The sequence below is a fragment of the Streptomyces sp. A18 genome (assembly GCF_059026065.1).
Window position 1 is genome coordinate 19879 of the sequence record NZ_JBWLKL010000033.1, and the last position, 19237, is coordinate 39115.

Sequence of the window (19237 nt, forward strand, 5' to 3'; positions counted from 1 at the left end):
GGAGTGTCGGGGGCGTCAGGAGTGTCAGGGCCTCAGGAGTTCCGGGAGCGCATCTGCTCCACGCCGGACACCATGCACTCGAGGCCGTCGTGGAACCGCTGGCCCGTGCTGCTGGAAGCGCTGCGCTTGACGTAGTCGGCCAGGGACGCGGGGTGGTCCTGGGTCGCCATGCCGAGGTAGGGGCCGAGGCGGTTCACCCAGTCCTCCTCGCTCTCGGCGCTCTGGCGGGCCATGGCCTGCCAGGACGCCTCGGACAGGGCGGCGCCCACGGTGTAGTAGTAGATCGCCGAGAGCGCGGAATCGAGCTGCCTCGGGGAGAATTCGGCCTGCTCCAGGATCTCGATGATGGCGCTGGTATGCGCCAAGGCGCGTGGCCCCACCGGGGGGTGACCGCCCATCAGCTCGATCATCCAGGAGTGCCGCAGCAGCACCTCGAAAAGGTCAGCCGCGCCCGCCTTGATGTCCTCGCGCCAGTCCCCCGCCCCGGAGCGAGGTGGCGGATCGGGGAACACCTCGTCGATGGCCAGTTCCAGCAGGTCATCTTTTGTCGGCACATGCCAGTACAGCGACATCGGCGCCGAGTTCAGTGAGTCCGCGAGCTGACGCATGCGCAGGTTGCGGACACCTCCTTCGTCCAGGAGACGCACCGCCGCCTGCACGATCTGTTCGCGGCTCAGCGGCTGCCTCGTCGGCCGCTGCTTCATCTCGCGCAGCCAGATCGAGCCGGGTTGGCCTTTCGGTGTGGTTTCTCGTCCAGAAGTTTCATTCACGGCCCTATGCTAACGCAGTCTCGTACGACGTACGATAGCTGGTATGACGTACGGGACCAGTTGACGGAATCCCGAAGGAGGACAGTCATGGACGGCGTGGTGCACGGAAAGCAGGGCGCGGGCCGCGGAGGAGGTGAGGGCGGTGGCGGCGGCGACATCCCCGGGGCGAAGAACCGGTGGGCGGTCCTTGGAGTCCTCTCGCTGAGCCTGCTGGTCGTCGCCCTTGACCTGACGGTGCTGAACGTGGCGCTGCCCACGCTCAGCACCGAACTGCAGCCCTCGTCGGTGCAGTTGCTGTGGATCGTGGACGTCTACTCGCTCGTCGTCGCCGGGCTGCTGATCAGCTGCGGCACACTGGGCGATCGCGTGGGCCGCAAACGTTTCCTGTGCCTGGGCTTCATCGTCTTCGGCGCCGCGTCCGCCACCGCGGCCTGGGCGAACGGGCCCGAGTTGCTGATCGCGGCCCGCGCGCTGCTCGGTATCGGCGCCGCGATCATCATGCCGTCGACGCTGTCGATCATCCGGAACGTGTTCACCGACCGCAAAGAGCGAACGGTCGCGCTCGCCGTGTGGGCGACGATGTCCGCGGCCGGTGCGGCGGTCGGACCGGTGGTCGGCGGTGTCATGATCGAGCACTTCTGGTGGGGCTCGGTCTTCCTCATCAACGTGCCGATCATGGTGTTCGCCCTGATCGCCGCACTGACCCTGGTGCCGGAATCCCGGCACCCGAATCCGCCGCGCTGGGACACCGTCGGAGCGCTGCTATCCGTCACCGGCCTGATCTCCCTCGTGTACGCGATCCAGCACGGCGGCGCCAAGGGCCTGGAGGCGCAGACGATCATCACGGGCGTCCTTGGCCTGGTGCTGCTCACCGCCCTGGTGGTGCGGGTGCTGCGCATTCGCGATCCGCTCTTCGACCCGAAGCTGTTCCGCGACCGCGCCTTCTCCGTGGCGGTGGTCTCCGTGGTCCTTGCCATGTTCGGCATGGGCGGCCTGATGCTGCTGCTCACGCAGCACTGGCAGTTCATCGGCGGCGCATCGCCGATGGAGTCGGGGCTGCGGCTGCTGCCGCTGCTCCTGGCCACCATGATCGGCGCCCCGATCATGTCCGTCATCGTCCCGAGGTACGGGACGCGGTACGCCATGATGATCGGGATGGGCCTGATCGGCGCCGCGTTCTTCGTCCTGATGAACGTCGAGCCCGACACCGAGTACTGGGTCTTCGCCATCGCCCTCGCGGGCATCGGCGCGGGCGCGGGCTGTGCCATGACGGCCGCGTCGGACTCCATCATGTCGACGGCCGACGCGGACACCGCGGGCGGCGCCGCGGGCATCGAGGAGACCTCCTACGAACTCGGCAACGGACTGAGCGTGGCGATCATGGGCAGTGTGGCGTCCGCGCTGTTCCGCAGGGAGATGGACGACCCCGTCGCCGGGGTGGACCCGAAGTCCATGGACGCCGCGCGCGAAGGCCTCGCCGATGCCGTCGGGGTGGCCGGTGCGCTGCCGGGCGCCGCCGGGCAGGAGTTGAAGCGGCGTGCCGACCAGGCGTTCGCGGACGCGTTCGGGGTCACCTCGCTGTGCACCGGCATCATCCTCGTCCTGGTGGCGATCGCAGTCTTCCTGTTCATCCCGCCCTCCGCGGGGCGGATCACCGCGTCCGCCGAGGGCGGCGGTGACGCACCCGAGGCCGGCGTGGACCTGGTGAAACAGGAATCGAGGGAGTCCGCCCAGGACCACCCCGAGCCCGTTGACCGTCCCTGACGGTACGGAGAAGCCGGGGCCCGCAACGGGCCCCGGCTGTCCGGCCGTTGTGCCCGGGCCCTCGCGCGCCGCGCTCTCCATGGGCCTGGGCACTGCTCAGGATGCTTGCTTGCGGCGCTCGACGAGTTCCACGATCCGGTCGAGCCGCTCCAGCTCGACCACTTCGTCGTCGGTGATCTCCACGCCGATGCGCTTCTCCAGGGCGAGGGCGAACTCGACCGACGCCAGGGAGTCCAGGCCGAGGTCCTCCAGCGTGGAATCCGGGGCTATCTGGTCCTCGGAGATCTTGAATTCATTGGTGAGCAGTAACTTGACCGTTTCGTACACCGTTTCCTCCGGGGCGCTGTGTCGGTGGTGCGGGCGCGGGCGGTTGACCCGCGCCGGGCGGAAGCCTCGGGCCGCGCTGCGAGAGCCTCAACCGCGATAGGTGTGCACGGCCAGGGCCGTCACGTCCGGCCACGTCAATGACGCCGCGCCCCAAGCGAGCCCGCCGCCGAACGCGGCGAGCAGTACCCGGTCCTCGGGACGCAGCCTGCCCTCCGCGGCGGAGTCGGCGAGCAGCAGGGGCAGGGACGCGGCCGAGGTGTTGCCGACGTGCTCGATGTTGGACAGGACGCGCTCGCGCGGGATGCCCAGTTCGTCGGCGACGGCTTCGCTGATGCGCGCGTTGGCCTGATGGGTCGCCAGGCGGTCGACGTCCTCGACCGTCCAGCCCGAGCGCTCGAGGACCTCGCGCGCCGACTGCGCCATGCGCTCCTTGGCGTGCCGGTAGACCTTGCGCCCCTGCATCTGCAGGTGGTGGTCGCTCCGCTCGGGCACGGTGCGGGCGGCGCGCTGCCGGGCGCCGCCCGCCGGGATCTGGATGAGGTCGCTGCGCGTGCCGTCGCTGCCGAGCCGGATCGGGCCGATGGCGCCGGGCTCGTCGGGGTCACCGGCGCGCAGCACGACGGCCCCGGCGGCGTCGCCGAAGATGACGGCCGTGTTGCGGTCCTGCGGGTCGACGATGGCCGAGAAGGTCTCGGCGCCGATGACCAGGACGTGGTCGGCGAAGCCCGCGGCGATCGCCCCGACCCCGGCCGACAGCGCGTACAGGAATCCGGCGCAGACGGCGGCGATGTCATGTGCGGGGACGGGACCGAGGCCCAGCGCCGCCGCGACCTCGGGGGCGGTGGCCGGGCAGAGGCGGTCCGGGGTCGCCGTGGCGAGGACGACCGCGTCCACGCTGTCGCGTCCCGCCGACTTCAGGGCCAACCGCCCTGCCTCGGTGGCCAGTTCCCGGGTGGCCATGCCCGGCGGGACGGTGTGCCGCTCGGCGATGCCGGTGCGGCTGCGGATCCAGGCGTCGGTGGTGTCCAGGCGGGCTTCCAGATCGGCGTTGGTGAGCGTGCCGGGCGGCACCCAGCCGGCGACGCCCGCCAGTACGGCCGCGCGTGTCCTGTGGTTGTTCATGTCCCCGGGCCTCACACCTTCCCCAGCAGGATCGCGCTGCTGACCATGCCTACGGTGTAGTTGAAGGAGAGTGCGTGATCGATGCGCAGCGGCCGGGCGGTGGTACCCGGCACCGGGTCGAAGCGGCAGGCGTCGTCCGGGTCGACGCAGCCGGCCGTCGGGAACACCAGGTCGCGCTGGATCATCAGGGATGTGGCCGCCACCCCCAGACCGCCCAGCGGCCCGCCGTTGTGCCCGAAGCACGCCTCCTGCACGGTGACGGGCATCGCGGTCGCGCGCTCCCCGAAGAGGCTGTGCACGATGTTCGACTCCGTCTCGTGAAAGACGCGGTCGCCCTCGGCCCCGCCGTTGACGTAGTCGATCTGGTCGGCCTCGACGAGTCCCTCCATGGCGTCCCGGGAGGCCTGGACCATGCCGGTTCCCGCACGGTCGATGGCGAAGGCGCTGTGCTGCGGGCTGCGCCGGGTGCGCTGCGCCAGCATCCGGGAGTAGGGCGTCGCGCCGCGCCGCTCCGCATGCGCGCGGCTCTCCACGACGAGCGTGATGGAGCCGCTGCCCATGTTGGAGCCCGGGGAGTTCTTGTCGTACGGGCGCATCTGCGCGCCCATCGCCAGGGCTGCGTCCTCCATGGCGTCGACGGTGATGCCCTCTTCGGCGCTCAGTTCGGCATACCGGTCGAGCAGGTCGGCGTAGTGCCGCAGGAAGTCCAGGCCGAACACGTCGGCGCCGGTGACCACCGCGACCTCCACCTCGCCGCTCGCGATCATCCGGTGCGCCATGCCCAGGAGCACCGCGGAGGACGTACAGCCGTTGGAGACGGTGAAGTTGGGGCCGGTCCCGGCCACGACCGACACCTGGACGTTGGCCACGTCCATGGGGATGCCGGTGAGGGCGAGGCGGGTGCCCAGTTCGTTGATCTCGTCCTTGGTGGCTTTGGTGCGGTCGGTGTCGAGGATGTCGGCGTACTGCGCCGACCAGCAGTCTCCGCCGTCGCGGGCCGCGAGGATCGCCGCTTGCGAAAGGGCGCCCGAACGCCAGTCGATTCCGGCGTCGCCGCATGCCTCGGCCATGGAGATCAAGCCGAGCAACTGCACCGGTGAATAGAGTTTCAGTGCCTTTACGGGAAGTTCGGGATAACGCTCCTTCACATCCGCTATATCGGTGCGCACTTGACCGAAGAAGACGCCGTCATTCTCCACGTGGCAGGCGCCGGTGGAGACGATGTCCAGGAATTCCGCGGACGTCGCGCACAGTCCTCCAGGGCCGGGCAGGGCGAATCCCATGCCCGTGATCAGTGTGTCGCGACCGGGATCCTGCTGCTGATGCGCCATGAGACTCCCTGTGTTGCGTGCCGCTGTCGACAGGCCGCCGGAAGGCCGCGGGCGCATGCTGGTGCGCCGCTTCGCCGTGCCGTGCCGGGGGTGGCTGTCGACGCTAGAGCGGTGTGCGTCCGGGCGTAACCGGCCTCTGGTACCCGTTTTCGCGGGCCACAGGTATCACTAGTACTGAAATCAATAATTGGTACTTCAAGTACCGACGGGGAATTCTCCCGGGTACCGGCGGACCGATGCCCCGCGAATGACCGCCGGATAGCTTTCCGGCATGGCTGCACAGGCTGAATCCGCTGCACGGAAAGACCACGGGGACTCCGTACTCGTCACCGGTATCGGCGTCATGCTCCCCGGCGCGACCCACGTCAACGAATTCTGGCAGGACGTGCGCGACGGCAATTCACGACTCGGCCCGCTGACCCGCTGCGTACCGGGCCGGACCGGAGTACAGGTGGCCGGCGAGCTGCGCGACTTCGATCACCGCAAGTTCCTGCCGGAGCTGAGCGAGAAGTTCGCGGGCCGCTACACACGCGACGCCCTGGTGACCATGTCGGCCGTCGAGGAGGCCCGCCGCGACGCGGGTCTTGGGTCCGGCGAGATCGACCCGCGGCGCCTCTCCCTCATCGCCTCGTCCTCACGCGGCCCGCTGGAGTGGGTCAGCCAGGCACTGCGGGAGGACGACAGCCTCAACGACCGCCAGGACCACGAAACCCAACAGGCGGGCGGAGCAGGCCACTTCGGAGACAGCGGCGCCATGCTGCGTGGCATGCCGGGCGCCCCGGCGACGCTGTCCGCCATCTACGGCGACGTGCGCGGCCTCGTCACCACGCTCAGCTCCGCCTGCGTGGGCGGCCACCACGCCATCGGCCTCGCCGCCGACCTGATCCGGGCGGGCAGTGCCGACGCCGTGGTCGTGGTGGGCTACGAATTCCCCCTGACCCCCCTGGTGTTCCAGTCCTTCCAGGCGATGGGCGACCGCGTCCTGTCGACCGAGGCGGCCGACCCCCGCCGCGCGATCCGCCCCTACACCCGCGACCGCGAGGGCTTCGCCTTCGGCGAGGGCGCCGTCGCCCTGTGCCTGGAGCGGGAGAGCCACGCCCGATCGCGCGGCGCGGGAGGCTACGCCCGCTTCCTGTCCCACCGGGCACTGAACGAGGCCACCCACCCCTTCGGCATGGACATGAGCGGGCAGATCACCGCATCCGCCGTCGCCGGGGCGCTCGATGACGCGGGCCGCACCCCGCAGGACGTCGACTGGTTCTGCGCGCACGGCACCGCGACCCCGAAGAACGACGTGGCGGAAAGCCGGATGCTCGCCGCCCTCTACGAAGGCCGCCCGCGGTCCGCCTGGCCGCCCCTCAGCTCCGTCAAGCCGGTGTACGGCCACCTCCTTGGCGCCGCCGCCCTGATCAACGCGGCGGCCACCTCGCTGGCCCTGCACCACCAGTGCCTGTGCTCGACCGCCAACTTCGCGGGCGCCGTACCCGACCCCGAGTGCGACCACGACCACGTCGCCGAGGGCGCCCGCGCCACCCGCACCGACCTCGCGGTGTCGCTGGCCTTCGCCATCGGCAGCCAGACCTCGGTACTGGCACTCGGCGCCGCATGACCGCGGCCGAGCCCGCGCGGACCGAACCCCTGAAGGAGACCATGACCACGCACAGCGGCACCGCGCCACGCCCCGCCGTCGTCCCCGACGTCGACTCCCTGGTGTCCCGGTACGTGACACCAGGCATGCACCTGCACCTGGCCATGACGATGGCGCGGCCCAACGCCATGGTCTACGCGCTGGCGCGGCAGTTCGCGGGACGCGGCGAGTTCACCGTCAGCACCTCGGCCACACACACGGCCATGCACGCGCTGACCATGTCGGGCGCGGTCAAACACCTCATCACCTGCTTCCTCGGGGACACCTACCCCACGCCGCGCCCCAACCCGCTCTACCGCGACCTCGCCCGCGACACCCCCTTCACCTGCGAGCTGTGGTCCCTGCTCAGCTTCACCCAGCGCCTGATGGCCGGGGCCACCGGACTGCCGTACGCGGTGACGTCCTCGCTCATCGGCAGCGACCTGGAGCGCGGCCTCACCGGCGACGGAACGGGGACGCGACCGGAAGCGGAGGACGAACGGCCGCCCGGCGCACCGAAGTTCCTGCGCGTGCCCGGTCAGTCGGCAGACGAGCGCCCGTTCGGTCTGGTGGAGCGACTGCGTCCGGACCTCACCCTGGTGCACGGCGCCTGCGCGGACCGGCGCGGCAACATCGTCCTCGTACCGCCCGCAGGCGAGGGCGCCTGGGCCGCCTACGCCGCCGAACAGGGCGTGCTCGCCTCGGTGGAGCGCATTGTGCCCGACGACTTCACCGACGGGCACCCCGAACGGGTCGTCATACCCGGCCGGCGTGTGCTCGCCCTGTGCGAGGCACCGCTGGGCGCACACCCGCAGTCGCTGCGCGGCCTGGCCACCGGCGACGAGCGCGGCGACGTGACCGGGTACCGCGACGACTACACCTTCCTCACCGAGTTGGTCGACCGTCTGGCCACCGAGGACGGTGCCAAGGAGTGGTACCGCGAGTGGGTGGAGGAGCCCGCCGGGCACGAAGAGTACGTACGCAAGCTGGGCGGCGCGCGCCGCGCCGAACTGACCCTCGCCGCACAGCCGCTCACCCCGCGCGAGCCCGCCGCTCCCCCGGCCCCGCTCCCCGCGGGGGCCATCGCCGCGCAGCCCGTGACGCGCCAGGAACGGACCATCGTCCTGGGGGCCCGCGCCATCGCCGAACGGGTCACGCACGACGGCTACGACACCCTGCTCGCGGGCATCGGCGTCTCCCACCTGGCCGCCTGGCTGGCCGCCGCGCTGCTGCGCGAACAGGGCGTCCACGTACCGGTCTGCGCCGAGCTCGGCTTCTACGGCATGGACCCCGAGCCCGGCGACGTCTTCCTCTTCAGCCAGCTGCACGCCACGCGTTCCCAGCAGCTCGTGGGCATCCCCGAGATCCTCGGCGGCATGGTGTCCGCGAACCCGCGCTGCCTGGGCGTCCTGGCCGCAGGCGAGGTCGACGCGGACGGCAACGTGAACACCAGCCTGCTGGCCGACGGGCGCTGGCTGACGGGCTCCGGCGGCGCCAACGACATCGCGACGAGCACCGACTGTCTGGTGCTTTCCACGGCCTCCCCGCGCAAGTTCGTCGAGCGGGTCGCCTACGTCACCAGTCCCGGGGCCCGCGTACGGGAAGTGGTCAGCCACTTCGGACGGTTCCGGCGCGAGCAGGGCACCCAAGGGCCCTTCCGCCTCGCCACATGGCTGCCGCTCGGCGACGAAGGACCGGCCTCCCCCGAGGAAGCGGTGGCGGCGCTGACCCGCTGGCCGGTGAGCAGCGCGGGCTGCACGGCCGAACCGGAGGTCACCGAGGCGGAGATCGCCTGGCTGCGCGGTCTCGATCCGCAGGGGTTCTACCGGTGAGGCGATCCGCAGGATCCCAAGGTGAGGAGCACGGTGTGAGCGGTGGACTCTGGGCGGGCCGCGGCCTGTCCTTCCGGGGCTTCGGCCACTACTTCCCGCGCCACAGCGAGGAGATCCCGGCCGACCTGCCCGACGCGCCGGAGATGGAGGCGGCGATCCTCGGCCCGGACCTCGGCGTGGAGCGGCGGCATCTGTCCGACGACACGGAGAGCGTGCCGTACATGGCCGTGGAGGCCGGACGGCACGCGTTGCGCAACGCCGGTCTGGAGGCCGGCGACCTCGACCTGGTGGTCTTCTCCTCCTGGTCGCAGCGCCGCTACGCGCCCGAGGACGGGCCCCGGATCGCGATGCGCCTCGGCGCCGGACGGGCCCTGGCCTTCGACGTGTGCGCCGCCTGCGTCGGCTTCGTGCACTCCGTGCAGACGGCCGCCGCCATGCTCACCAGCCACCAGTGGCGGCGCGCCCTGGTGGTCTGCTCCGACCAGTTCTCGCAACGGCTCAAGCCCGGACGGCGCGGCTCCTACGTCGGCGGCGACGGGGCGGGCGCGGCCGTCCTGGAAGTGGGGCCGCCGGACGATTCACGGCTGCGGGACTCCGTCGTGCTCAGCTACGGCGAGCACGCGGGCGTCTCCAAGGCCCGCGGCAGCAACGGCTGGACGGTGAGCCTGCCCACCATCTCCCAGGTGGCCGCCGCGACCGCGGGCGAGGCCACGGACCTGGTGCTGCGGCGCAACGACATGACCATCGCCGATGTGGACCGGGTCGTGCCGCACCCGGGCTCGGCACGGATCAGCGAGGAGCTGGTGCGGCGCATCGGCGTCGCCCCCGAGCGCGTCCTGACGAACCTGCGCACGCGCGGCCAGACGACCAGCGCCACGATCCCCAGCGCGCTGTCCGAGTTCACCGAGTCCGGCGAACTGCGCAAGGGCGACGTGATCCTGTCGCCCGCGGCCGGTGCCGGGTGGTTCTCGGGCGCCCTGCTCTTCCAGCTCTGAGCGGCGCGGCCAACAGACAGCACAAGCGACGGGACGACGAGGAAAGGACCTCCCCCATGTCCGAAGCCCAGTCACCGCTCGACGGCGGAGGCCTGCCGGTCGTGCTCAGTGGTGTCGGCCACTACTTCCCGGGCGAGCCGGTCACCAACGACCACTTCGCCCGCCTGCCCGACCTCGACGTGGACGACGCCTGGATACGCCGGTACACAGGTGTGCAGACCCGCCACTGGGCCGGCCCCGAAGAACGGTTCGCCGAGATGGGCGTCAAGGCCGCCCGGCGCGCACTCGACGACGCGGGCCTCGACATCTCCGACGTGGACGTGATCGTCGGCACCAGCGCGACCGCGAGGCCGCGCGCCAATCCGTCCTCCGTCGGCAACAACTACATGGACATCTCCCTGCCGGTGCAGCGGCAGTTGGGTGCCCGCGACGCGTTCTGCTTCGACGTGACCGCCGTGGCGTGCGCCGGATTCCTGTACGCGAGCGTCGTGGCCCGCGGGCTGCTGGCGACGACGGGAGCCCGCACCGCCCTGATCGTGTGCGCGGAGAGCCCGCACGCCATCCTCAACTTCGGGTTCAAGAATTCCGCGCTCTTCGGCGCGGGCGCGGCGGCCGCGGTGTGGCGCCGCGGCGAGTCGTCGGGCGGCGGCGCCGACGGGCTGTCCACGCACAGCGGCATGATCGACGTCGTCCTGCGCGCCGACGGCCGCTACTACGACGCCTTCGACATCGACGCAAACGACAAGATGGTGATGCGCGGCGGGGTGCTATCCGAGGTCACCCCGGACATGCTCGTCGACGCCGGCGAGACGGTCCTCAAACGCAACGGCCTGGCACCCGAACAGATTTCCTGGTGCATTCCGCATCAGGCCAACACCAATCTCCTGTATCCGATGGCGGACCGTCTTGGAATTCCGCGCGAGCGGATGCTCCTGAATCTTCCGCGACGCGGCAACACGTCGAGTGTGGGAATGCCGAGCACGCTCTCCGAATACGTCGGTGACGGCACGGTGAAACCCGGCGAACTCCTCCTGGGCGTCAGCATCGGGCGCGGCCTGAGCTGGGGCGCCATGGTGTTCCGGTACCGGTGAACTTCCGTACCGCCGCAGCGCACGCGACCACCGAGAGCGAGAGGTGAACGGCCTTGTCCGATTCCAGGAACGCGCTGGTGACCGGGGGCACCCGGGGTCTTGGCCTGGCCGTCGCCCGGCTGCTTTCGGAGCGGGGATGGCGCACCACGGTCCTCGGCCTCGACCCGGGACGCCTGGAGAAGGTGCGGGCCATGGCCGCGGCCGAGGGTCTGGACCTGCGCGCGGTGCGGGCCGATGTCACCTCCGAGGACTCGGTGCGGGAGGTGTTCGCCGAACTGACCCGGACCGAGCCGCTGCACCTGTGCGTGAACAACGCGGGCCGCAACCTCTCCCGTCTGCTGCTGCGCAAACCGCGCGAGGACGGCGGCGGTGAGCTGCTCACGCATCCGCTCGACGACTGGGAGCAGACGCTGCGGCTGTGTCTGACGGGGGTCTTCCTCGTCGGCCGCGAGGCCGCCGCAAGCATGGTGCGCCACGGGGTGCCCGGCGCCATCGTCAACGTCTCCTCCGGCCTGGCGGCGGGCGCCTACGGGCAGTCGGCGTACACCGCCGCGAAGGCGGGCGTGGAGGCGCTGACCCGTACCTGGTCCTATGAGCTCGGCCCCTACGGGATCAGGGTGGCCGCCGTCGCGCCGGGCGTGATGGACGGCGAGGCGCTGCGCGAGAAGAGCACGGCCTTTCCACGCCACGCCCGCTATATGGACGGGCTCAAGCGCTTTGTACCGCTGGGCCGTTGGGGAGCCGAGGAAGAGATCGCGGACGCGGTGTGCTTCGCCGCGGAAAACCCCTATGTCACCGGATCGGTCATTCGGGTCGACGGCGGCGGACCGCCCGGCTGGGTCCCGTGACGACACCCGACGCGTGAACAGCCGATTTTCGCGGGGTACTTCGAGTACCCGCGGCATGAATCATCGAGTACTGGAGGCCAGATGCAGCCGAATGCCGACGCCACTAGTTTTTCGTCCATGACCACAGGCCAGCACGGCATCTGGGAAGACGCCGGAATACGCTTCACCGGATTCGGCCACTATTTCGGCTCGGAGGAAATACACAACCACGCCGTCGAGGACGCGACGACGAGCCACGTGGAGGACCGGGTCATCGGCGGGGTCGGCGTCCGCACCCGCTACCGGGCCACCGACGACGAGACCCCGGTGTTCATGGCCGCGCAGGCCTCCCGGCAGGCGCTGGAGCAGGCCGGGGTCGACGCCGACGACATCGATGTGATGGTCGTCAGCCACTGGACGGACCGCAATTACGTGCACGAGGTGGGCGCGCTCACCGCGGCGGAGCTCGGCATGAAGGGCTCCATGGCCTTCGAAGTGTGCGGCTCCTGCGCCGGGTTCATCCAGGCAGTGCACACCGCCGCCTCCTTCCTGACCTCCCCGACCGGCTACCGCAAGGCGCTGGTGGCCACCACCGAGCGGGTCACACGCCGGGTTCGGCCGGGCTCCAAGGGCTCGATGCTCGTCTCGGACGGCGCGGGCGCGTGCGTCCTCGAAGCCACCCCCGGCGCCTCCCCCGGCCTGATCGACTCCGTGTTCCACACCGACGGCAGCCTCGCCCACATGTCCGCGGCCGGCGGGGACAAGGGCTGGGTCAAGAGCCACCCGGACCTCAACGACGTCGCCCTGGCCCACATCGGCGACACCGTGGAGGAGATCCTCCGCCGCAACAAGCTGACGATCAGTGACATCGACTGGCTCATCCCTCACTCCGGGACCGAGCCGCTGGCCAAGGGCATCCAGCACAACCTGGGAGCGGACCCGGCGCGCGTCCTGACCAACCTCGCCTTCCGCGGCAACGTCTCCAGCGCCTCCATCCCCACCACCGTCTCGGAACTGCGCGAGCGCGGCGTCGTCAACCCCGGCGACCTGGTGCTCTCCCCCTCCATCGGTGGTGGCGTCTGGTGCTGGGGCAGCCTCCTGTACCGGATCTGAGCGAAGGGCCGATGCGGTGACCACGACCAAGGGCCCCCGGGACGCACTCGTCACCGGCATGGGCTTCTGTCTGCCGGGGCGCACGGCGCCGACGGCGACACCCGAGCAGTTCTGGACGGCCGTCGCGCACGGCGACTCCTTCCTCGCGCAGGACGACGGCACCTACTTCGGCAGCGTCCCCCTCGACCCGGTCTCCGTCGCCGAGCGACTGCCGGAGATTCCGCCGCGCTTCGTCGAGAAGTACTCCGACATCCATCTGTACGGGCTGCTCGCCCTCCTGGAGGCGTGCGAGGACGCCGCGCTCGACTGGCGTTCGGGCGCGCTGAGCGAGGCCGCCGTGCTCGCGGGCCGCAACGCCACGGCCGACGCCATCGTCGACACGTATCTGCCGGTGCTCCTGGCGGACACCCGCAACATCAGCCCGCGCGAGGCCCGTTCCGTCCTGTTCCGCAACGTCCTCAACGCGGTGATGTCGGACGTCGAGACCACCCAGGCGGGCCTGATCGGCGCCACAGGCCCGAGCTACACGCTCTCCTGCGGCTGTGCCTCGTCCTCGGTGCTGCTCGGCAACGCGGCCCGCATGATCGCGGCGGGCGAGACTGATGTCGCGGTGGTCACCGGCGCCGACTACTGGCGCGAGAGCAGACTGCGCCAGTACGCGGACCTCGAGGCCCGGTCGGTGACCGGAACCGAACCGCAGACCGCCACCCTCGTCGACGAACCCATGCGCCCCTACGACCAGCGGGCCGCCGGCCTCAACTACGGCAACGGCGCGGCCACCTTGATCCTGGAGAGCCGCGAGCACGCGCGGCGCAGGGGCGCGCGGACCTACGGACGGCTCCTGGGCCAGACCACCACCCGCAACGCCCAGCCGAACCTCGCCCTCGACCTCGAGGGCACCGGGGCGGTGCGCGCCGCGCGCTCCTGCATGGCGGGGATCGCGTCGCCGGACGAGATCGACTACGTCAACGGCGCCGCGACCGGCGACCGGGCGTTCAACCTCATGGAAGGCAACATCATGCCCGCGATCTTCGGTGAGCGGGCGGCCCGGCTGCCCGTCACCGTCCAGGAGGCCGTGTTCGGCCACAGCGGGGCACCGCTCGGTGTGATCGGCGTGGCGGCGACGCTCCAGATGATGGGCCACGGCCACATCGCGCCGACCGCCAACTGCGAGAAGCCCGCCGACGTGTGCACCTTCGACCCGGTGCCCGGCGCCCAGGGGCGCTCCGCGCGCATCGACCTGGCCCTCAGCCTCAACTACACGATCGGCTCGGTGGCCAGCGCCATTCTGCTGGGAGGTGCCGATGACTGAGCACACCTTGCCCGCGCCCGTCACCGAGGCGCTGCTCGAGACGGAGTCACTGTCGCCCGTCGGACGCCGCGTCCTGCTGGAGTCCCCGCCCGGCGCCACCCACACGCGGGCGATCCGCGAGGCCTGGGAGCGCCACGGCTTCCACGTCACGGACGACGCGGGCACGGACGACGTAGGCAGGGACGACGTAGGCGCGGACATGACCCAACTGCCGGACGTGTACTGCGTCGTGGCCATCGGCAACGAAGCACTCGGCGCCCGGCCATCGGCGCCACTGCGCCGTCCCCACGTGGCCCGGGTCCTGAAGGCCATGGCCCTGCGGGGCCAGGGCCGCGCCGTCCTGGTCACCGACTCCGGCCCGCACGTCCACGACGACGCGGAGCCCGAGGCCGCCGCACAGCGGGCCGCCGACCACGCCTGGTGGCAGCACCTGGCCAAGCACTGCGCGACCCGGGGCGTGCTCGCCAACACCGTGCGCGTGGGCTACACCCCGTTTCTGGGGCACGAGCTCACCGACGACGCGGCGGGCGAGCTGCTGCGCCACCTGGTCACCCGCCGCCCCGTCGCCCCGGAGGAACTGGCGGCGGCGCTGCGCCTGCTGGCCTCGCGCGGCTTCGGCAATGTCGCGGGTGAGACGCTGCCGCTGGACGGGGGACTCGACGCAAGCATCGTGCCGATGCCGTCTGCGCGCCCACCGCGACCGGACGCGTCCGCCGCCGGGGGTGACGGCACCGCGCGGCCCGATCCGTTCCGGCTGACCGGACGCGTCGTCCTGGTCACCGGCGCAAGCAGCGGTATCGGCGCTAGTATCGCGCGGGAGTGCGCGGCACGCGGCGCCGACGTCGTCCTGGCCGCGCGCCGCCGCCCGGAGCTGGAGAAGCTCGCCGCCGAGGTCCGCGAACTGGGCCGCAGGGCCTGGGTGTTGACCGCCGACCTGGCCGACCCGGCGCGGGCCGCCGGCCTCGTGCACGAGGCATGGGAGCGCGCCGGAGGCATCGACGCGCTCGCCTACGGCGCGGGCGCCGTCTCCTTCGACGGCGCCGATGACAACTCCGCCAACCGGCAGCACCTGCTCGCCCTCAACTCCCTGTCGTACGCGGGTATGTGTGACGCCCTGCTCAAGCACTGGGCGGCGGCGGGCCGGGGCGGAGCGGTGGCCGCGGTCTCCTCGCTGGCCGCGGTGAGCGCGCCGGTGGCGAACCTGGCGAGCTACGGCCTCAGCAAGGCGGCGACGGCCCAGTTCACCACCCACTTCGCGACCTCGGCGGCCCGGCACAAGGTGCGGGCCAACAGCGTGCTTCCGGGTTTCGTCCGCACACCGATGACGGACGTCACCAACCCCGCGTTCCTGGAGGCCACCAACCGGCTCGTGCCGACCGGCCGGATGAGCGAGGCAACCGAGGTCGCGGCGCTCGTCTGCTACCTGATCAGCCCCGCCGCGGCCGGCTTGACCGGCACCCAGCTGCGCGTCGACGGCGGCGGCCACTGCCTGGCAGGACTGCCGAACCTGGCCCCCATCCCAGCACATCCTCGAGGAAGGAACCCGGCTGTGACGCCCTCCGTGCCACGCCCCCGCCCCGCCGTGCCGGAAGGGGACCACAGGTGACCGAGGACAGGCCCCTCAAGGGCAAGGTGGCGCTGATCGCCGGCGCCTCGTCCGGCATCGGGGCGAGCATCGCCCGCGCGCTGGCGGAAGCCGGGGCCTCCGTCGCCCTCGTGGCCCGCCGCAAGGACCAACTGGCGGCCGTCGAGCGCGACGTGGCCGGGCACGAGGTACCCGCGGTCACCCTCATCGCCGACCTGGCGGCCGACGGCGCCCCCAAGGAGACGGTCGCCGCCGCCGAGCGGGCCCTCGGCCCCATCGACATCCTGGTGAACAACGCCGCCCTGGCGCGCACCGGCCCCATCCACGACACCAACCCCCGCCACTGGCGCCAGGCCTTCCACCTCAATCTCGACGTCCCCTTCCTGCTGGCCCGCACGGTGCTTCCCGGGATGCGCGAACGCGGCCACGGCTGGATCGTCAACATCAGCTCGGAGGGCAGCCTGCTGCAGGCCGACTGGTCGGCCCCGTACTCCATCACCAAGCGCGCCCTCAACGCCCTGACCGCACAAATCGACCTGGAGAACCGGCACTTGGGGGTGCGCGCCATCGCCGTGCTGCCCGGCTGGGTGCGCACGGACCTGGCGCAGGACCCCGAGTCGCTGGGCGTGGGCGTCACGGATCTCCTGGACCCCTCGGACATCGCCGACGTCGTGCTGTGGGCCATCACCCGCCCGCCCGCCGTCAGCATCGGCCCGCTGATACCGGTGCGCCCCGTCAGCAGGAACGCCCAGACCTTGGTCAACTGGGAGCAGTACCTGCGGACGCTGCGCCACTACGACGCTTCCGGCGGTCACATGGTCGACGTGCCCGGGATCCCTGAATGACGGGCCCCACGACGTCAACGGCCCCGACGGCCCATGATCTCGACGAGTCGACCGGCCGCCTCGTCGAGATCCTTCCGCCGGGGGACGCCCGCGTGCCGAACGCCGCGCACTGCGTCACCGGCGCGCTGCTCGCCGCCCGCGCCCAGGCACACCCCGACCGCGTGTACGCCGTCTTCGAGGACGGCAGCCAGTGGACGTACGGGCAGGCCTACGACGACGCGCGTGCCACCGCCGCCGCCCTGCGCCGGCTGGGCGTGCGGCAAGGCGACACCGTGCTGTGCTGGCTGCCCAACGGCCTGGACGCGCTGCGCGTCTGGTACGGCGTCAATCTGCTCGGCGCCGTCCACGTTCCCGTCAACACCGCCTACCGTGGCGCGCTCCTGGGACACGTACTGGACAACTCCGGGGCCCGCGTCCTGGTGGCGCACGCGCTGCTCGTCGAGCGGCTCCAGCACATCGGCGACAGCCGCCTCCAGGAGGTCGTCGTCCTGGGCGGCGGCCCGGACGACCCGTGGCCCGACGCCCTGCCGGGCGCCCCGCGCGTGCACGGCCCCGCGGCGCTGCGGGGCCGGCCGGAGGACTTCGTTCCGCCCGAGCGGCCGGTCGCGCCCTGGGACACCATGGCGGTGATCTACACCTCGGGCACCACCGGACCGTCCAAGGGCGTCCTGGTCTCCTACGTCCACCACTACTCGACGGTGACCGCGCTCCTCGACGACGACATCGGCGCGGACGACCGGTATCTGCTCAACCTGCCGCTGTGCCACGGCGGCGGCACCGAAGTCGCGTACTGCATGCTCCTGTTCGGGGGCTCGATCGTCGTCACCGAGAACTTCCGCACCAGCGAGTTCTGGGACGTGGTGCGCCGCCACGGGGTGACCATGTGCACCCTGCTCGGCGCCATGGTCGACTTCCTCCTCGGCCTGCCACCCCGGCCGGACGAGGCCGAGCACCCGCTGCGGGCCGCGTGCGTGATCCCGCTGAACCGCCAGGCCCTGGACTTCGGCCGCCGCTTCGGCGTGGACGTCTACACCGGGTTCAACATGTCCGAGACGTCGGCGCCGCTGGTGTCGTCGCTCAACCCCCAGCGCACAGGCAGCTGCGGGCGACCGCGGCCGGGGGTGCAGTGCCGAGTGGTCGACGCGCACGGCATCGACGTACCGGACGGCACCGCGGGTGAGCTGGTGCTGCGCGCCGACCGGCCCTGGTCGCTGTTCCACGGCTACCACGCCATGCCGGAGGCCACCGCGGCGGCCTGGCGGCACGGCTGGTTCCGCACCGGGGACGCCGTGGTGCGTGAGCCCGACGGTGACTACTTCTTCGTGGACCGCATCAAGGACGCCATCCGGCGCCGGGGCGAGAACGTGTCCTCGGTGGAGGTGGAGGGCGAGTTGCTGAGCCATCCCGCCGTGGCGTTCGCCGCCGCCGTGGCGGTACCCAGCGACTTCGCCGAGGACGAGATACTCGCCGCCCTCGTGCTTCGGCCCGGTGCCCGCATCGAACCGGAGGAGTTCATCGGGTACTTGCGGCCACGCATGGCGCACTTCATGGTGCCGCGCTATCTGCGCCTCCTGTCCGAGCTCCCCATGACGGACACGGGCAAGGTCCGCAAGGAGACGCTGCGCGCCCAGGGCATCACCCCCGACACCTGGGACCGCGTGGCCGCCGGGATCGAGGTCACCCGTGACCGCATCGGCTGAGCCGTCCGCCCCCGCGCACCGTGTCGTCGACGTCTGCGCGCTGTCCCTGGACCGCGAGTCCTGGCGGACGTACTTCCGCGCGCTCGGCGCGGTGGCACCGACGTACCTGCGCGCCTTCGGTCGGCACGCGACCGCGGTCTTCGGCGCCGAGTACGCGGGTTTCCGTGCCCGCCTGGACGCGGGGGACCAGGACGGCGCCGTCGACCTGCTCGTGTCCGGTCAGGCCGAACGCGTGGACGCCGACGCGCTGTTGAAGACCATGGACGACAACGGCGTCGTCCACCAGATCATGATGAGTTGCGGCGGCGCCACCGCCGACGGCGACGACGTCAACAGCCGCGTCGCCGCCGTCGCCGCCAAGGCGCCCGACCGGCTCCAGGCCTGGGCGGGCATCGACCTGACCGACCCGGGCCATGCGGTCGCCGAACTGGAACGCTGCCATGCGCTCGGTATGCGCGGCTTCACGGTGACCCCCTTCTGGCAGGGCGTCGACCCGCGCGACCCCGCGTACGACCCGGTCTACCGCAGGGCCGGGGAGCTGGGCATGCCGTTGTGGCTGCACACCGGACACCACTTCTCGCGGCACGCGGCCGAGTTGTGCCATCCCCGCAACGTCGACTGGATCGCCCTGCGCCACCCCGGACTTCCGATCGTCGCGGGGCACGCCGCCTGGCCCTGGGTCCTGGACCTCGTCTCCATCGCCCAGCGGCACCGCCACGTCTACCTCGACATCTCCTCCCACCGACCGCAGTGGATGGCCCGCCCCGGCTCGGGCTGGGAGCCACTGCTCCTGTACGGCACCACCGCGCTGCGCGACCGGGTCCTGTTCGGCTCGGCGACCTGGGTCAACGCCGATCCGGTCGCCGCGCTCGCCCGGCAGTTCGCCGCCCTGGGCCTCGGCGACGACATCACGGACCGCTGGCTGTACGGCAACGCGGCCCGGCTGCTCGGGCTCGGTCCGGGCTGACGCCGGTGCGTACACCGGTTCGCTCCCGG

Annotated in this window: 16 protein-coding genes; 12 read left to right on the forward strand and 4 right to left on the reverse strand. The window is 71.5% G+C overall.

Annotation, left to right across the window (positions count from 1 at the left end; all coding sequences use genetic code 11):
• Nucleotides 1–32 precede the first annotated feature (32 nt).
• A complete protein-coding gene (gene abrT / locus AC5P1C_RS33875; protein WP_493869799.1) occupies nucleotides 33–770 on the reverse strand; it encodes an HTH-type transcriptional regulator AbrT in 738 nt (245 codons plus the stop codon).
• Between the two features lie 87 nt (nucleotides 771–857).
• Here abrT and AC5P1C_RS33880 point away from each other — a divergent pair, with 87 nt between their 5' ends.
• Nucleotides 858–2534, forward strand: a complete 1677-nt coding sequence (locus AC5P1C_RS33880) for a DHA2 family efflux MFS transporter permease subunit (RefSeq protein WP_493869800.1) — start codon at nucleotides 858–860, stop codon at nucleotides 2532–2534.
• A gap of 96 nt (nucleotides 2535–2630) precedes the next feature.
• On the opposite strand, the gene AC5P1C_RS33885 is transcribed toward AC5P1C_RS33880, so the two are convergent.
• The 3 genes from AC5P1C_RS33885 to AC5P1C_RS33895 all read right to left on the reverse strand — a co-directional run bounded on the left by AC5P1C_RS33885 (nucleotide 2631) and on the right by AC5P1C_RS33895 (nucleotide 5314).
• Complete coding sequence (locus tag AC5P1C_RS33885; protein WP_493869801.1) at nucleotides 2631–2861, reverse strand: acyl carrier protein; 231 nt, start codon at nucleotides 2859–2861, stop codon at nucleotides 2631–2633.
• Nucleotides 2862–2948: 87 nt separating this feature from the next.
• Entirely contained in the window at nucleotides 2949–3983 is a 1035-nt protein-coding gene (locus AC5P1C_RS33890; protein ID WP_493869802.1) for a beta-ketoacyl-ACP synthase III, read from the reverse strand.
• Nucleotides 3984–3994: 11 nt separating this feature from the next.
• On the reverse strand, nucleotides 3995–5314 hold the full coding sequence (locus AC5P1C_RS33895; protein ID WP_493869803.1) for a beta-ketoacyl synthase N-terminal-like domain-containing protein: 1320 nt from the start codon (nucleotides 5312–5314) through the stop codon (nucleotides 3995–3997).
• Between the two features lie 271 nt (nucleotides 5315–5585).
• Here AC5P1C_RS33895 and AC5P1C_RS33900 point away from each other — a divergent pair, with 271 nt between their 5' ends.
• The 11 genes from AC5P1C_RS33900 (at nucleotide 5586) to AC5P1C_RS33950 (ending at nucleotide 19208) form a co-directional block, all read left to right on the forward strand.
• On the forward strand, nucleotides 5586–6923 hold the full coding sequence (locus AC5P1C_RS33900) for a beta-ketoacyl-[acyl-carrier-protein] synthase family protein (RefSeq protein WP_493869804.1): 1338 nt from the start codon (nucleotides 5586–5588) through the stop codon (nucleotides 6921–6923).
• Nucleotides 6924–6964: 41 nt separating this feature from the next.
• Nucleotides 6965–8773 carry a CoA-transferase gene (locus AC5P1C_RS33905; RefSeq protein WP_493869805.1) on the forward strand — a complete coding sequence of 603 codons (1809 nt, stop codon included), beginning with the start codon at nucleotides 6965–6967 and terminating at the stop codon, nucleotides 8771–8773.
• Nucleotides 8774–8808: 35 nt separating this feature from the next.
• Entirely contained in the window at nucleotides 8809–9768 is a 960-nt protein-coding gene (locus AC5P1C_RS33910; protein WP_493869806.1) for a ketoacyl-ACP synthase III, read from the forward strand.
• Between the two features lie 56 nt (nucleotides 9769–9824).
• Entirely contained in the window at nucleotides 9825–10859 is a 1035-nt protein-coding gene (locus AC5P1C_RS33915) for a 3-oxoacyl-ACP synthase III family protein (RefSeq protein WP_493869807.1), read from the forward strand.
• Nucleotides 10860–10912: 53 nt separating this feature from the next.
• A complete protein-coding gene (locus AC5P1C_RS33920; RefSeq protein ID WP_493869808.1) occupies nucleotides 10913–11707 on the forward strand; it encodes an SDR family NAD(P)-dependent oxidoreductase in 795 nt (264 codons plus the stop codon).
• 117 nt (nucleotides 11708–11824) lie between these two features.
• The gene (locus tag AC5P1C_RS33925; protein ID WP_493869809.1) at nucleotides 11825–12799 is read left to right on the forward strand and encodes a ketoacyl-ACP synthase III; all 975 of its coding nucleotides are present in this window, start codon (nucleotides 11825–11827) and stop codon (nucleotides 12797–12799) included.
• A 16-nt stretch (nucleotides 12800–12815) separates the two neighbouring features.
• Nucleotides 12816–14111 carry a beta-ketoacyl-[acyl-carrier-protein] synthase family protein gene (locus AC5P1C_RS33930; protein ID WP_493869810.1) on the forward strand — a complete coding sequence of 432 codons (1296 nt, stop codon included), beginning with the start codon at nucleotides 12816–12818 and terminating at the stop codon, nucleotides 14109–14111.
• Nucleotides 14104–15717 (forward strand): SDR family oxidoreductase, encoded by a 1614-nt coding sequence (locus AC5P1C_RS33935; protein WP_493869811.1) that lies wholly within the window; start codon nucleotides 14104–14106, stop codon nucleotides 15715–15717. Before AC5P1C_RS33930 ends, AC5P1C_RS33935 begins: the two co-directional genes overlap by 8 nt.
• Nucleotides 15714–16541 (forward strand): SDR family oxidoreductase, encoded by an 828-nt coding sequence (locus AC5P1C_RS33940; RefSeq protein ID WP_493869812.1) that lies wholly within the window; start codon nucleotides 15714–15716, stop codon nucleotides 16539–16541. Before AC5P1C_RS33935 ends, AC5P1C_RS33940 begins: the two co-directional genes overlap by 4 nt.
• Nucleotides 16538–18241 (forward strand): AMP-binding protein, encoded by a 1704-nt coding sequence (locus AC5P1C_RS33945; protein WP_493869813.1) that lies wholly within the window; start codon nucleotides 16538–16540, stop codon nucleotides 18239–18241. Before AC5P1C_RS33940 ends, AC5P1C_RS33945 begins: the two co-directional genes overlap by 4 nt.
• Complete coding sequence (locus tag AC5P1C_RS33950; protein ID WP_493869814.1) at nucleotides 18225–19208, forward strand: amidohydrolase family protein; 984 nt, start codon at nucleotides 18225–18227, stop codon at nucleotides 19206–19208. Before AC5P1C_RS33945 ends, AC5P1C_RS33950 begins: the two co-directional genes overlap by 17 nt.
• The last annotated feature ends 29 nt before the right edge of the window (nucleotides 19209–19237 follow it).